12 protein-coding genes are annotated in these 13,066 nt (G+C 66.2%); 9 read left to right on the top strand and 3 right to left on the bottom strand.

The window, feature by feature from the left end:
* Position 1: 1 nt before the first annotated feature.
* From ACEN9J_RS39345 to ACEN9J_RS39305, 9 genes are all read left to right on the top strand, one after another.
* Positions 2 to 1,588, top strand: coding sequence for an AMP-binding protein (locus ACEN9J_RS39345; RefSeq protein ID WP_413765159.1), 1,587 nt, complete (start codon positions 2 to 4; stop codon positions 1,586 to 1,588).
* Positions 1,589 to 1,628: 40 nt separating this feature from the next.
* The gene (locus ACEN9J_RS39340) at positions 1,629 to 3,098 is read left to right on the top strand and encodes a UbiD family decarboxylase (RefSeq protein WP_413765158.1); all 1,470 of its coding nucleotides are present in this window, start codon (positions 1,629 to 1,631) and stop codon (positions 3,096 to 3,098) included.
* Positions 3,095 to 3,685 carry a UbiX family flavin prenyltransferase gene (locus tag ACEN9J_RS39335; protein WP_413765157.1) on the top strand — a complete coding sequence of 197 codons (591 nt, stop codon included), beginning with the start codon at positions 3,095 to 3,097 and terminating at the stop codon, positions 3,683 to 3,685. Before ACEN9J_RS39340 ends, ACEN9J_RS39335 begins: the two co-directional genes overlap by 4 nt.
* A 77-nt stretch (positions 3,686 to 3,762) precedes the next feature.
* Positions 3,763 to 4,569, top strand: coding sequence for an enoyl-CoA hydratase/isomerase family protein (locus ACEN9J_RS39330; protein WP_413765156.1), 807 nt, complete (start codon positions 3,763 to 3,765; stop codon positions 4,567 to 4,569).
* Positions 4,570 to 4,757: 188 nt separating this feature from the next.
* Positions 4,758 to 5,744 (top strand): tripartite tricarboxylate transporter substrate binding protein, encoded by a 987-nt coding sequence (locus ACEN9J_RS39325; RefSeq protein ID WP_064262190.1) that lies wholly within the window; start codon positions 4,758 to 4,760, stop codon positions 5,742 to 5,744.
* Between the two features lie 9 nt (positions 5,745 to 5,753).
* Positions 5,754 to 7,472 carry an acetolactate synthase catalytic subunit gene (locus ACEN9J_RS39320; protein ID WP_413765155.1) on the top strand — a complete coding sequence of 573 codons (1,719 nt, stop codon included), beginning with the start codon at positions 5,754 to 5,756 and terminating at the stop codon, positions 7,470 to 7,472.
* An 11-nt stretch (positions 7,473 to 7,483) separates the two neighbouring features.
* Entirely contained in the window at positions 7,484 to 8,266 is a 783-nt protein-coding gene (locus ACEN9J_RS39315; protein WP_413765154.1) for a 3-ketoacyl-ACP reductase, read from the top strand.
* Between the two features lie 12 nt (positions 8,267 to 8,278).
* Positions 8,279 to 9,292 (top strand): zinc-dependent alcohol dehydrogenase, encoded by a 1,014-nt coding sequence (locus tag ACEN9J_RS39310; RefSeq protein ID WP_413765153.1) that lies wholly within the window; start codon positions 8,279 to 8,281, stop codon positions 9,290 to 9,292.
* Positions 9,285 to 9,824: a VOC family protein gene (locus tag ACEN9J_RS39305; RefSeq protein WP_413765152.1), complete on the top strand. Its 540-nt coding sequence runs from the start codon at positions 9,285 to 9,287 to the stop codon at positions 9,822 to 9,824. The genes ACEN9J_RS39310 and ACEN9J_RS39305 overlap by 8 nt, the downstream gene beginning before the upstream one ends.
* Positions 9,825 to 9,867: 43 nt before the next feature.
* On the opposite strand, the gene ACEN9J_RS39300 is transcribed toward ACEN9J_RS39305, so the two are convergent.
* From ACEN9J_RS39300 to ACEN9J_RS39290, 3 genes are read right to left on the bottom strand one after another with little or no spacing between them, the layout of a single operon-like run.
* A complete protein-coding gene (locus ACEN9J_RS39300) occupies positions 9,868 to 10,788 on the bottom strand; it encodes a LysR family transcriptional regulator (RefSeq protein WP_413765151.1) in 921 nt (306 codons plus the stop codon).
* 42 nt (positions 10,789 to 10,830) lie between these two features.
* Entirely contained in the window at positions 10,831 to 11,889 is a 1,059-nt protein-coding gene (locus ACEN9J_RS39295) for an acyl-CoA dehydrogenase family protein (RefSeq protein ID WP_413765150.1), read from the bottom strand.
* Positions 11,886 to 13,064: an acyl-CoA dehydrogenase family protein gene (locus tag ACEN9J_RS39290; protein WP_413765149.1), complete on the bottom strand. Its 1,179-nt coding sequence runs from the start codon at positions 13,062 to 13,064 to the stop codon at positions 11,886 to 11,888. The genes ACEN9J_RS39295 and ACEN9J_RS39290 overlap by 4 nt, the downstream gene beginning before the upstream one ends.
* Between the last annotated feature and the right edge of the window lie 2 nt (positions 13,065 to 13,066).

The raw sequence follows: 13,066 nt of genomic DNA, 5'->3' as shown, positions 1-13,066 counted from the left end.
CATGCTGGACCTCGGAACGACCTTCCTCCAAAGCGTGGAGCGCAGCCCGCACGCCATGGCGCTCGTCGATGGCGCGGTGCGGCTGACCTATCTCCAATGGCACGAACGGGTGGTGCGCGTCGCGGGCAGCCTTGCGGCGCTTGGCCTTCGGCGCGGCGACCGGTTGCTGTCGGTGATGCAGAACCGTCATGAGGCCGCAACCCTGCACTGGGCCTGCCAACTCAGCGGCATCGTGATCGTTCCGCTGAACTGGCGCGCCAAGGCCGAAGAGATCGACTATTGCATCGCCGATGCGCAGGCCAAGGCCGTGTTCTTCGAGCCAGTGAGCGAGGCCGCGGTGCGGGCCAGCGGCGCCGCGCACGGCCTTCCGTGCATCGGCGCCGGCGCGATCGGCGAAGGAGCCGCCACGGCGCATTGGGATGCCTTTTGCTCCGGCGCCCGCGACATCGGGCCCATCGGAGAAGAAAGCGCGGCGGACGCGCAAGACATCTCGCTCATGCTCTACACCTCGGGCACCACCGGCAAGGCCAAGGGCGTTCCCCGCCGGCATCGCCATGAGCGCGCGGCCGCACTTGCGCACGTGGCGCAGAACCAATACGGCCGTGGCGAGTGCACGCTCGGCGTCATGCCGCTGTACCACACGATGGGCGTGCGTTCGCTGCTCGCGATGGCGCTGGTGGACGGGTGCTTCGTCTGCCTGCCGCGCTTTGATACGCATCAGGCTTTGGCCCTCATCAAGAGCGAACGTGTCACTTGCCTCTATCTGGTCCCCACGCTCTATCACGACATGCTTGCTCAGCGTGAGCGCGATGGCGGTGGTTTCGGCCCCGCCCCGGACATCGCGTCGGTGCGCAAGCTGGGCTTTGCGGGCGCACCGATGCACGACGCACTGCTTCAAAGACTTCAGCGCGCCTTCGAGCCGGACCTCTTCGTCAACCATTACGGATCGTCGGAGGTCTACACCTTCTCGATCGACCCGGACGCCGTCCGCAAACCAGGCAGCGCCGGGCGCGCGGGCCTCAACACGCGGCTGCGTGTCGTCAGGCTCGACGCCACGGGTTCCAGCGAGGAGGCCGCCATGGCCGCTGCGCTGGAGGAAGGCCAGATCGTGGCGGACCTTCGAGGCGACGAGGCTTTCGAAGGCTATTGGCAGCGGCCCGATGCCGATGCGAAGTCGCTGCGCGACGGCTGGTACTTCACCGGCGATACGGGTTACTTCGATGCCGACGGCGATCTCTTCGTGACCGGGCGCGTCGACGACATGATCATCAGCGGCGGAGAGAACATCTCACCGGTCGACATCGAGTCCGTCATCTCTCTTTGTCCGGGCGTGGGCGAGGTGGCGGTCGCCGGCCTTTCCGACCCGCGCTGGGGACAGCGGGTGGTCGCATTCGTCACGCGCGCCGACGACTCGAACGAACTCGATGCACAGGCGCTGGACGCGCATTGCCGGCGCTCGGACCTGCCGAACTTCAAACGCCCGCGCGAGTACGTCTTTCTCACCGAGATTCCGAAATCCTCCGTCGGAAAGATCCTGCGTCGCAAGCTGGTGGCAGGCGAGTACGAGACCGCTCCCGACGGCCGCTGAGCCGGCCCCTCACTTTCCACTTCTCATGGCAGGAACTCTCATGACCACCGACCGCTCAGCCGAAGACACCGCGCCCGCTCCGTTCACCGATCTGCGCAAGTGGCTCACCCATCTGGCTCGCACGGGCCGCCTGGCCGTCATCCGCGAAGGCACGCCGCTGAACCATCGTCTGGCAGCCATCGCCAAGCGGCTCGACGGCAAGCAGGCCGCCTTCTTTCCCAAGCCCGACGGACATCACGGCGTACCCGTGGTATCAGGCTTCATGTCCCGCCGATCGTGGATCGCCGAGGCAATGGGCGTGCCGGAAGACCAGCTGCTGCGGCGCTTTCGCAAGGCCGCCGCGAACCCGTTGCCCTGGCGCGAGGTGCCACCAGCGGAAGCCCGCTGCCAGGAGGTGGTCCATCGCGACCGCGACGCCAGGGAGGTTCTGCCGATCCCGACGCACAGCGAGCACGACAACGGCCCCTACATCACGGCCGGCCTGGTCATCGCGCGAAACCCCAAGAGCGATATCCAGAACGTCTCGATCAACCGGATCCAGGTTCACTCGAAGGAGCGCATGGCGATCCTGATGCTGCCCCGCCACCTCTGGGCGTTCTACAAGGAAGCCGAATCGCGCAACGAACCGCTGGAAGTCGCGGTGGCGATCGGCATCGATCCCCTGACGCTGCTGGCCTCGCAAGCGATCGCTCCCATCGACTTCGACGAGCTGGAGATCGCGGGTGCCTTGCACGGTGCTCCTCTGAAAGTAGCGAAGTGCCTGACCAACGAAGTGCGCGTGCCCGCCGACAGCGAGATCGTGATCGAGGGCCGCATCCTGCCCGGGGTGCGCGAGTCCGAGGGGCCCTTCGGCGAGTTCCCCAAGTACTACAGCGCACGCGAGCACCGCGAGGTCATCCAGGTGGACGCCATCACGCACCGCCACCATCCGATCTACCACACCATCGTGCCCGCGGAAATGGAACACCTGCTGCTGGGCTCGATCCCGCGCGAGGCCACGCTGCTGGCTCACCTGCAGCGCAGCTTCCCGAACGTGAGCGACGTGCACCTGGCGATCGGCGGCGTGGGCCGCTATCACTTGTACGTGCAGATCCGCAAGACGCATGAAGGTCAACCCAAGAACATCATCTGCGCGGCCTTTGGCGCGCATTACGACATCAAGCAGGTGATCGTGGTGGACGAGGATGTGCAGGTCCACGATCCAATGCAGGTCGAATGGGCCGTTGCGACGCGCTTCCAGGCGGATCGCGACCTGGTCGTCATTACGGGTGCGCAGGGCTCGGCGCTCGATCCCTCCACCACCGTCGGGCAGGATTTCTCGGGGGGTGTGCCACCTGCACACTCGCAGGGATTGAGCGCCAAGATGGGACTGGACGCCACCCGACCCGTTGTCTATCCGGAGCATGTGTTCACCAAGGTGCGCATTCCGGGCGAAGGCGAAGTCGACCTTGCCGACGAGATCGACACCGCTTCGCGGATCGACTTCGAGGCGATCGGAGCCGGCACGTGAAACGCCGTCTGATCGTGGCCATCACCGGGGCGAGTGGCACGATCTACGGCGTGCGGCTCCTCCAATTGCTTCGTGCGATGCCCGACTGGGAAACGCACCTCGTGATGTCGGCATCCGGCGCCCTGACGGCCTCGCAAGAGCTCGACATCAAGCGCTGCGACATCGAGGCGCTTGCCGATGTGGTGCACAACGTGAAGGACATCGGCGCAGCCGTGTCCAGCGGTTCGTTCAGAACTGCCGGGATGGTGGTTGCCCCCTGTTCGATGAAGACACTCGCCGGTATCGCGCACGGCCTCGCGGACAACCTGGTGAGCCGCGCGGCCGACGTCGTTCTCAAGGAGCGCCGCCGCCTGGTCCTGCTGGCACGGGAGACGCCCTTCAATCTGGCGCATCTTCGCAACATGACCGTCGTGACCGAAATGGGAGGCATCGTCTTTCCTCCCGTGCCGGCGTTTTATGCCCGGCCGGCATCGATCGAGGACATGGTCGACCACACCGTGGGCCGCGTGCTCGACCTCTTCGACATCGAGCATCGGGATCTGGTGCAACGCTGGGAAGGCCTGCGCCGTCCGGAGCATGTCGCCTGATCGTTCCCGGACCGGACACGTCGATCTGCCCCGGTCCTGATCCATCGCTTCTTCATCACCCTTCTTCAGGAGTAACCATGCCCCAGCTTTCGCACCCTGCACACACACTGCTCGAGAAATTCGACGGCTTCCGCGTCGAGATCGACTCCGCACGCGAGCGCGCGGACATCGTGCTCATGCGACCGCCCTACAACATCATCTCGATGGCACAACGAGACCAACTTCGCCTGACCTTCGAAGCGCTCGACGTGAACCCGTCCGTTCGTGTCATCGTGCTGCGCGCCGAAGGCGAGCACTTCTCCAGTGGAGGGGACATCAAGGGCTTTCTGGAAGCTTCGCCCGAGCATGTGTCCAAGCTGGCCTGGAACATCGCCGCGCCCGCGCGCTGCGAAAAGCCCGTGATTGCGGCAAATCGCGGCTACTGTTTTGGCGTCGGCTTCGAGATTTCCCTGGCCTGCGACTTCCGCATCGTCACCGAGACGACCCGCTATGCGCTGCCCGAGCAGAAGCTGGGCCAGATCCCGGGTTCGGGCGGCTCCGCGCGACTCCAAAAGATGGTGGGCATCACCCGCACCAAGGACATCGTGATGCGCTCGCGCCGGATACCCGGCAAGCAGGCCTGCGAATGGGGCGTGGCAACGGAATTCGTCGCCGACGCGGACCTCGAGGCCGCGACCGACCGCCTTGCCGACGAACTGCGCGGCTTCTCGCCGCTTGCTCAGCGCACCGCGAAGAAGCTTCTCAACGACACGGAAGACTCCACGCTCGCCGTCGCGATCGAACTCGAGGGGCACTGCTACAGCCGGCTGCGCAGTTCGGACGACTTCCGCGAAGGCGTGGAAGCCTTTCACGGCAAGCGCGAGCCGAAGTTCAGCGGTCGCTGAATCGCACCTGGCCTTGCGAGGCGGGAGGAACGGATGTTTCGCCTCCATCTGTGACCTTTTTTCATCCTCGCTTTTCCGCGGGACGGCTCGAAGAACGGGCCAGGTCTTCCTACCATTCGTGAACCGACGCGGCACCAACCACACAAGGTGTCGCGGTGGCAACAACATCGAATGGAGACAAGCCCCGTATGACCGTATTCCTCGCGCCTGGCGCGGCACGCCGAACCTGGCGCCGACTGTTCGCCACCTTTCTCCTCGCAGCCGTCTGCGCAGGCTCCGCACAGGCGGAATGGCCGGAGCGCGAGATCGGCTTCATGGTCCAGTTCGGCCCCGGCGGCACCACCGACCTTGTCGGCAGGGCGCTCTCGGCGGAGCTCTCCAAGAGCCTGGGCCAGCCTATCGTCGTGCTGAACCGCCCGGGCGGCCAGGGCACCGTGATGGGATCGCTGCTCGCACGTGCGCAGCCCGATGGCTACCAGATCGGCATGCTTTCCAGCGGCCTGGCTCTCTGGCAGCTCGTGACCGACAAGCCCTACACGGTCAAGGATTTCAGCAGCATCGCGAGCGTTGGCCGTTACGTCTTCGCGGTCGTGGTCAATGCCGACTCGCCTTACAAGACGATCGAAGATCTCATTGCAGCTTCGCACAAAGCAAAGGGCGGCATCAATTTCGGGGGGCCAAGTTCGGTCAACACGCTGGGCATGCTGCTGCTGGCCGAGAAGACCGGCATGCAGTTCGAGACCGTCAACTACCGCTCAGGCTCCGACTCGGTGGTCGCATTGCTCGGAAACCAGATCGACGTGGTCGTTCAGAACCCGACGGACTTCATGCCCTATGTGAAAGCCGGCAAGCTGCGGGTGCTGGCGGCCTGCAGCGAGACGCGGCTGAGGGACCTGCCGGACGTTCCCACCTTGCGGGAACTGGGATACGACGTGGTCACCGATGCCTACTTCGGCGTGGGTGCGCCGGCCGGCCTGCCCGAGCCCCTGCGCGCGAAGCTGGAAGCCGCCACCCTGAGGGTGGCACGCGATCCCGCCTTCCAGAAGCAGCTGATCCAGACCTACGGCATCGAACCCGCCCCGCTGAGCGGCGCGGAATATCGCGCCGTCATCGAGAAGGCCCAGATCACCGTGGCCAAGCTCAAGAGCCGCTTCCCCTCTTCTTCTCCCAAGTAACGCCCTCCCATGTCCTCTCTGGAAAACCAAGCGGCCGGCACCGTCGCCGACCGTGTGGCCGCCGCATGCCGACGCCACGGCGTGCAAGTCGTCTTCGGCCAATGCAACCCGGTGCGCTTTCATCTGGCCGTACCGCACCACGGCATGCGCAACATCGGCTATCGCACCGAAAACGCTGGCGGCGCAATGGCCGATGGCTTTGCGCGGGTCGCGAGGCAGGCCGCCGTTGTCACCGCACAGAACGGACCGGCAGCCACCTTGCTGGTCGCGCCGCTGGCGGAAGCCCTGAAATCCTCCGTGCCCGTCGTGGCCCTGGTGCAAGACGTCCCTGTCGGCGCGCGAGAGCGCAACGCCTTTCAGGAATACGACCATCAGAAGCTGTTCGCCGGCTGCAGCAAGTGGGTGGGACGCATCGACACGCCCGAGCGCATCGACGAGTGGGTCGATATGGCTTTTCGGGTCGCGACCAGCGGCCGCTGCGGTCCCGCCGTGCTCTTGCTGCCGGTGAACGTCGGCGATGCACCAGCGAGTGGCGAATCAACGCGTCGCGCCCACAACGGCGGCTTCCCGCTCGACCCGGTGGTCGCGGCACCACAACGTCTGAAAGAGGCAGCAGAACTGTTGATGGCCGCGCGCAGGCCGCTGATCATCGCGGGCGGGGGCATTCACCTGTCAGGCGCATCCGAGGCGTTGGGCGTGCTTCAGGAGCGCTTCAGCCTGCCGGTGGCCACCACCATGATGGGCAAGGGTGCGGTGTCGGAGCAACATGCACTGTCGCTCGGCGTGATCGGCAATGTGCTGGCCGAGGGCGCGCCGGCCTGGGAAGCACGCGAACTCATCACCGAGGCGGACCTGGTGCTGCTGGTGGGTACCCGCACGGCAGCGAACGGCACCGATACCTGGAACCAGTATCCCCGCCGGGCTCGCTTCATCCACGTCGACATCGATCCCGTGGAGATCGACCGAAACTACGAAGCCCTGCGGCTCGTGGGCGATGCGCGCCTGACGCTCGAGGCGCTTGCCGACGCGATGACGGAACTCGACGGGTCGGCACGCCGCGAAGCGCGAGGCGTGCTGGAGGACACGATCGGTGCCTCGCGCCGCGCCGCGTTGCGGCTGCAACACCGGGTCCGCACGGAGGACCGGCAGCCGATCCGTCCCGAGCGACTGATGCATGAGCTCGAGCAGTTGCTTCCCTCGGACGCGATCGTCACAGCCGATGCGAGCTATGCGTCGATCTGGGTTTCCATGTACCTCACGGCTCGCCGGGCCGGCGACCGATTCCTGCTCCCGCGAGGGCTGGCGGGATTGGGATGGGGTCTGCCGCTGGCCATGGGCGCCAAACTGGCGCGGCCAGGAGCCACGGTCGTTGCGGTCGTGGGCGACGGGGGCTTCGGTCATGTCTGGAGCGAGCTCGAGACGATCCGGCGCCATGGAATCCGCCTGATCCTCCTGGTCCTCAACAACGGCGTGCTCGCCATGCAGGAGGACATGGAGGTGTTTCGCTACGGTGGGCGGACCGACACCCGGTTCGAGGCCGTCGACCATGCTGCCGTGGCACGGGCCTGCGGGCTGCGCGGTGTGTCTATCCACGCGCCGGACGCGCTGCGCGGAGCCCTGCGCGAAGCGCTCGCGGCCGACGTTTCGACAGTGCTCGACGTTCACGTCGACCCCGCGGCCTGCCCGCCTCTGACCGCGTATGCCAGCCGGCCAGGCCAGCTCAGATGAAGGGACATACGATGAATACGGCATCGCGCTCCCCTGTCGCACTGGTCACGGGTGGCCGCCAGGGCATCGGTCGCGCCTGTGCGCTGGCTCTTGCACGCCAAGGGTTCCACATCGTCGTCGCCGACCTTCATGACGACGCCCGCCTGCGCGAGACGCTCGGCGAGATACGCGAGACGGGCGCACGCGCCGATTTCGTGCGGGTGGACATCGCCGAACTCTCGGCCCACGAAGCGCTCGTCGAGCAGGTCTGGGCGCTGCACGGCCATGTGGATTGCCTGGTGGACAACGCGGGCGTCGCCGCACGCCCCCTGAAGGACGTGCTGGACATCACCCCCGAGGACTTCGACAGCAACTTCGACGTCAACATCCGCGGCACCTTCTTTTTCACCCAGGCCGTGGCACGCCGGATGATCCAGGATCCGGAGCCAGCATCGTACCGAAGCATCCTCGTCATCTCATCGATGGCAGCGCACTATGCGCGCATCCAGCGGTCCCAGTACTGCATGTCGAAGGCGGCGGTGGCCATGATGGCGAAGGTTCTCGCACTCAGGCTCGCACCGCACGGCATCCACGTGCATGACATACGCCCGGGGTTCATCCGGACCGCCATGACCGGCTCCCTGGACACCGGCCCTCAGGATGCACGCATCGCCAGCGGCGAAGTGCCGCTGCGGCGCTGGGGTGAAGCGGACGACGTCGGCCGCCTCGCCGCGACGCTCGCGGCTGGACTCGTGCCCTATGTCACCGGCGAACCCTTCGTCATCGACGGGGGGCTACGCGCCAACAGCGCCTGAAAAAGGAAACCCATGCTTGCACTGCGAAAAACCTCTCCCGACTTCGGCATCTCGTTGATGCAGGTCGCTCCTCCTGCGGCGCCCGGCCCCGGCGATGTCATCGTGAGCGTGGAAGCCGCCGGAATCTGCGGCAGCGACCTGCATATCTACGACGCCAAGGGCAACGCCTATGCCAACGTCTGGCCTCGATTGCCGCTTACTCTGGGTCACGAGTTCTGTGGCCGCGTGGTGAGCGCCGGCGAAGGCGTCGCACCCGGACTGCTCGGCCAGCGCGTCGTGGCCCTGCCGGTAGGCATCGGCATCCAGCGCGATGGCTGCTTCGCACCCTTGGTGAGCGTGGCCGCGGCGAATTGCTTGCCCGTGCCCGATGCACTGGACGGCGAACTCGGCGCGCTGATCGAGCCCCTCACCGTCTCCGAGAGTGCGGTCGCGCTCTCGGAAACCGGCCCGGGGCGCCGGCTGCTGATCATGGGTGCAGGTACCCTGGCGCAGGGTGCGGCGCTTTTTGCCCGCCTCGCAGGGACAGGCGAGATCGTTATCACCGGCTTCGCGGACAGCCATCGCTTCAAGGTGCTGCGCTCAATGGGTTTCGATCGGTTGATTGATCGCTCCGAGCCCGGTTCGGAAGAGCAGCTCACGGAGCTGGCGGGCGACGGATTCGACGCAGTGATCGAGATGACCGGTGCCACGGCCACGATCGGCGAGGGTCTGCGAGTCCTGCGCCGCGGCGGCATCCTGGTTGCCACCGGCATTCACCCGGAAGCCGCGCAGGTCGACATCACGTGGATGGTGCGACAGCGCCTTCAGCTGCGTGGAAGCTACGGCAACACGCGCGAAGGCTGGGAGAAAGTGATCGGCATGGTGGCAGCCGACCCCGAGGTCTTCCGACCGCTGATCACCCACCGCTTCAGCCTCGAGGACGGCGTCGAGGCCTTCCAGACCGCGTATGCACGCATCGCAAGCAAGGCCGTCCTGCGCCCCGCTCCTGCGGACTCGTGCTTCCCAGGCGATGCCCCTCATGAATGAATTTCTGTTCGGCGGCAAGCCGGAGACAGTCATCCAGGCCGGCCATGTGGTCGAGGATATCGACGCGGCGATCGTCTCCTTCGCCGCAACGCTGCAGATCGGCCCCTGGTATCGGTTCCGCACCTCGCAGCCACGCAAGGGTTCGCTCTATCGTGGGCGCGAAGTCAACCATGATCTGTCGATCGCACTGGCCTTCCACGGCTCGATGATGCTGGAGCTCATTCAGCAGCATGATGATGGTCCGTCGGTCTTCCGCGAAGGCGTGGCACGCACCGGCTGGGGGCTGCACCACTGGGGCATCGGAACGCGCCGTTTCGACGAACGGGTTGCCGAGCAAGTCGCCAGCGGCAAGGAAATGCTCTACACGGCGCGCACGGGCCGCGGTGCACGCATCGCCTACTTCGAGGGGCCCACGCCGTTGCACGCGATGGTGGAACTGATCGAGATCACCGAGACCAGCGAAACGTTCTACGCGGGCATCGCGGCGCAGGCGCGCAGCTGGAATGGAAAATCGCCCGAGTGGCCGGCATAGACGTCCATCCGTCCCGCATGCCGCCGCGCCCGGGACGGGGCCGTCATCGAGCTGCTGGAGGAAGAAAGGCCGGCGACGAAGCGATGCGCTCGCGCAGAAACTCGATGAAGGCCGCGGTTCGCGGGCTTGGATTCTGGTTGTGAGGATAGATCGCCCAGATCGGGTCGCTCTCGGGCTTGGTCGCGCTATCGAGCAACGCGACCAGCGCTCCGCTCGCAATGTCTTCACCGACCACGTAATAAGGCAGCTCGGTGATCCCCACGCCGGCCACGCACAGCCGATGCAGCATCTCGGCCTGGTTGCAGCTGATGTCTCCCTCCACCGAGGCAGGCTTGAGGGGAGACTCCGCGCGCAGACCCCAGTGGTAGTCATGCGTGCGGATCGAGAAGTTCAGGCAGTTGTGGTCCTTCAGGGCATCGGGCGATTCCGGGACGCCGCGTCGCGCCAGGTAGGAAGGCGCGGCGCAGATCACGTGCTTCGTGCTCCCGATGCGGCGGGCAAAGTACGCACTGTCCTGCAACACACCCAGTCGAATCGCCACGTCGATGTTTCGCTCGACCAGGTCGACCCGCTCGGCGCCGAGCTGAATGTCGATCTTCACCCGGGGAAAGCGCTCGACGAACGCGGCGATGAACGGAACCAGGGTATAGCCGAAGCTCGGCAACGTGTAGATCCGCAGGCGCCCGCTCAGATCGGCGGTGAGCGCGGCGAGATTGCGATGCGCATCGTCCATCGCCTCCACGACCCGACGTGCTCCAGCAAGGAATACCTCCCCTTCGTAGGTGAGCTGAAGCGATCGGGAGGTGCGGTTGAGCAGCCGCACGCCGAGGCGCTCTTCCATGCGCGAGATCGCCTTGCTGATCGCGGACGCGCTGAGTTCGAGTTGCCTGCCGGCCGCCGAGAAACTGCCGCTTTCGACGGCGCGGATGAAGACCGAAAGTTCGGCGAAGCGATCAAAGGACATCAGCTCCTTTTACCTTCTTTCTTACCTCCCGGTAAATGCCTATCAAAGGCGAGCGCTTTCTTGCAGCCTCGCGAGAGCGCTGCGGGTGTGGCGTGCTCCGAGTGCCATGGCCCGACGCAGATAGAGTCCCGCGTCGTGTTCGTCCGCGAACCCGATGGCACCATGGAACTGCACCACCTCCTGAGTCACGCGCAACGCCGTGGCGGATGCACGCACGATCGCCGCCGCGGCCGCCCAGTTGCCTCGAGGGCTGTCGGCGGCCCGAGCGGCCTCGTGCACCAGCGCACGACTTGCAGTCGCGTCGACATGGCAATCGGCAGCGTGATGCTGCAGTGCCTGAAAGGACCCGATCGGTACGCCGAACTGGTGGCGAAGACGCATGTACTCCAGCGCCAGCTTGAGTGCGGCATCGGCGAGGCCGCAAAGCGCCGCGGCATCGGCCAACCAGGCAAGCCGCAAACCGCGCGACCAGATCGACGCACCCTCAGCGCCCTGGAGAATACGAGGCGCATCGAACCAGGCCGCACGCTCCACCCGCGCATCGGCCAGCCGGCTGCCGTCGACCGCAGCGCGCACGGACAAGCCAAGGCCAGGCGAACCCACCCGCAGCAAGCGCGCCTCGAAGTCGGCCCCATCGCCTCGCACGGCCAGCCATAGCGACGCCGCATCGCCCTCCGGCACCAGGCCGATGTGGAAGATTTCCTCGCCTCGATCGGCCGTGGCGGCGCACGCCATGGCGACATGGCCCTCGCCGGCAAGCAACGCCTGCAATGCCTCGTCGGCCGGGCGCAACGAACGCGCGGCGGCGAGGACCGATGCCGCGGCCATTCCCGTGGCCAAGGGTTCGCTCAGCAACGCGCGCCCGGCCTCCTCCGCCACGACACACGCGGCGGCGGCGCCCAACGCGAGACCGCCGTCGGCCTCCGGCACCGCGATGCCGAACCAGCCGAGTCCTGCAATGGCTCTCCAGGTCTTCGGGTCAAAGGCCGAAGCGCCTTCGTGCACTCTCCTTGCGCGTTGCGGGCCGCCACGGGCGGCCGCGAAGTCGGCCGCGCTGGTGCCAATCATGCACAGCTGCTCGCGCAGTTCTTCGTTGCTCATGCTCTTCCTCCGCCCTTGACGCCGGCGACGGGGAGGCTCAGCACGCGCGTTGCAATCAGGTTGCGCTGGACCTCGCTGCTCCCGCCATAGATGCCGAGCCGGCGCGCCTGCAGGAACATTTCGTTCGCATCGAGCATGTCGTCCCCGTGACGCACCGCATCCCGCAGCGCACTCGCGGGGCCGGCCACCCGGCGCGTGAGCGCAAGCAGCCGATGCACCGTATCGGTAGCGAGCAGCTTGAGGTAGGAACTGTCAGTGACAACGCCCTGCTCGGCCGCCTCGGCGGCTTCAAGGTAGGCGGCGGTCAACGTCTCCACCTCCACCTCGACAAGCGCAATGGCCTCCAGCATCGCGGCATCGACCGTGCCAACGGGTGCCGCGTGCATCATCATGCGCAGTCGCTCCAGCGCCCGCAGCGCCTGGGCAGGCGCACCAATGCGAAGCCGTTCTTCGCTGAGCACCGCGGTGGCGACCTGCCAGCCCTTGTCGATGTCGCCGACGACATTCTCGAGCGGCACCGAGACACCGTCGAAAAAAACCTCCGCAAACTCCTCGTCGCCCGCGATGGTCCGAATCGGACGGCGACGGATGCCGGGCGTCTGCATGTCGATCAAGACGAAGGTGATGCCGTGCTGGGGTCTTGGGCTGGTGGCCGTGCGCACCAACGCGAACATCCAGTCTGCATGATGGCCCCAGGTGGTCCAGATCTTGTGGCCGTCGATGATCAGCCGATCCTCGCGGAGTTCCGCGCGCGTGCGCAGGCTCGCGAGATCGGAGCCCGAGCCTGGCTCGGAGTATCCCTGGCACCAGATCGCATCGCCCGACAGGATGGATGGCAGGTGGCGTGCCTGTTGCGCCGGCGTGCCTCGGGCGATCAGCATCGGTCCGATGTGATTCAGCCCCTGGGTCGGTATGTCCGGCGTTCCCGCGCGCGCCATCTCCTCCATCAGGATGACCTGCTCGACCGCGCTGGCGCCCATGCCGCCATACGCCTTCGGCCAGTGAGGCGCAATCCAGCCTTTCTGCGAAAGCGCTCGGTACCAGGGCATGCCCTCGGCCGGCAACGGCCTGAAGGTCTTGTGGCGCAGCGCTTGTGGCACGTTTGCAGCGAGCCAATCATGCACTTCGCCACGGAACGCCGCTTCGGCAGCGGATTCAGGTCTCAGCATGAACATGC

This window comes from Variovorax sp. Varisp41 (genome assembly GCF_047325085.1).
Lineage (GTDB): Bacteria > Pseudomonadota > Gammaproteobacteria > Burkholderiales > Burkholderiaceae_C > Variovorax.
This window is presented reverse-complemented; position numbering and strand designations above follow the sequence as displayed.

What these genes read in the sequence shown, in the direction of transcription:
- ACEN9J_RS39345 (WP_413765159.1), top strand. Translation starts at nt 2, where the DNA reads ATGCTGGACCTCGGAACGACCTTCCTCCAAAGCGTGGAGCGCAGCCCG.
- ACEN9J_RS39340 (WP_413765158.1), top strand. Translation starts at nt 1,629, where the DNA reads ATGACCACCGACCGCTCAGCCGAAGACACCGCGCCCGCTCCGTTCACC.
- ACEN9J_RS39330 (WP_413765156.1), top strand. Translation starts at nt 3,763, where the DNA reads ATGCCCCAGCTTTCGCACCCTGCACACACACTGCTCGAGAAATTCGAC.
- ACEN9J_RS39325 (WP_064262190.1), top strand. Translation starts at nt 4,758, where the DNA reads ATGACCGTATTCCTCGCGCCTGGCGCGGCACGCCGAACCTGGCGCCGA.
- ACEN9J_RS39320 (WP_413765155.1), top strand. Translation starts at nt 5,754, where the DNA reads ATGTCCTCTCTGGAAAACCAAGCGGCCGGCACCGTCGCCGACCGTGTG.
- ACEN9J_RS39315 (WP_413765154.1), top strand. Translation starts at nt 7,484, where the DNA reads ATGAATACGGCATCGCGCTCCCCTGTCGCACTGGTCACGGGTGGCCGC.
- ACEN9J_RS39310 (WP_413765153.1), top strand. Translation starts at nt 8,279, where the DNA reads ATGCTTGCACTGCGAAAAACCTCTCCCGACTTCGGCATCTCGTTGATG.
- ACEN9J_RS39305 (WP_413765152.1), top strand. Translation starts at nt 9,285, where the DNA reads ATGAATGAATTTCTGTTCGGCGGCAAGCCGGAGACAGTCATCCAGGCC.
- ACEN9J_RS39300 (WP_413765151.1), bottom strand. Translation starts at nt 10,788, where the DNA reads ATGTCCTTTGATCGCTTCGCCGAACTTTCGGTCTTCATCCGCGCCGTC.
- ACEN9J_RS39295 (WP_413765150.1), bottom strand. Translation starts at nt 11,889, where the DNA reads ATGAGCAACGAAGAACTGCGCGAGCAGCTGTGCATGATTGGCACCAGC.
- ACEN9J_RS39290 (WP_413765149.1), bottom strand. Translation starts at nt 13,064, where the DNA reads ATGTTCATGCTGAGACCTGAATCCGCTGCCGAAGCGGCGTTCCGTGGC.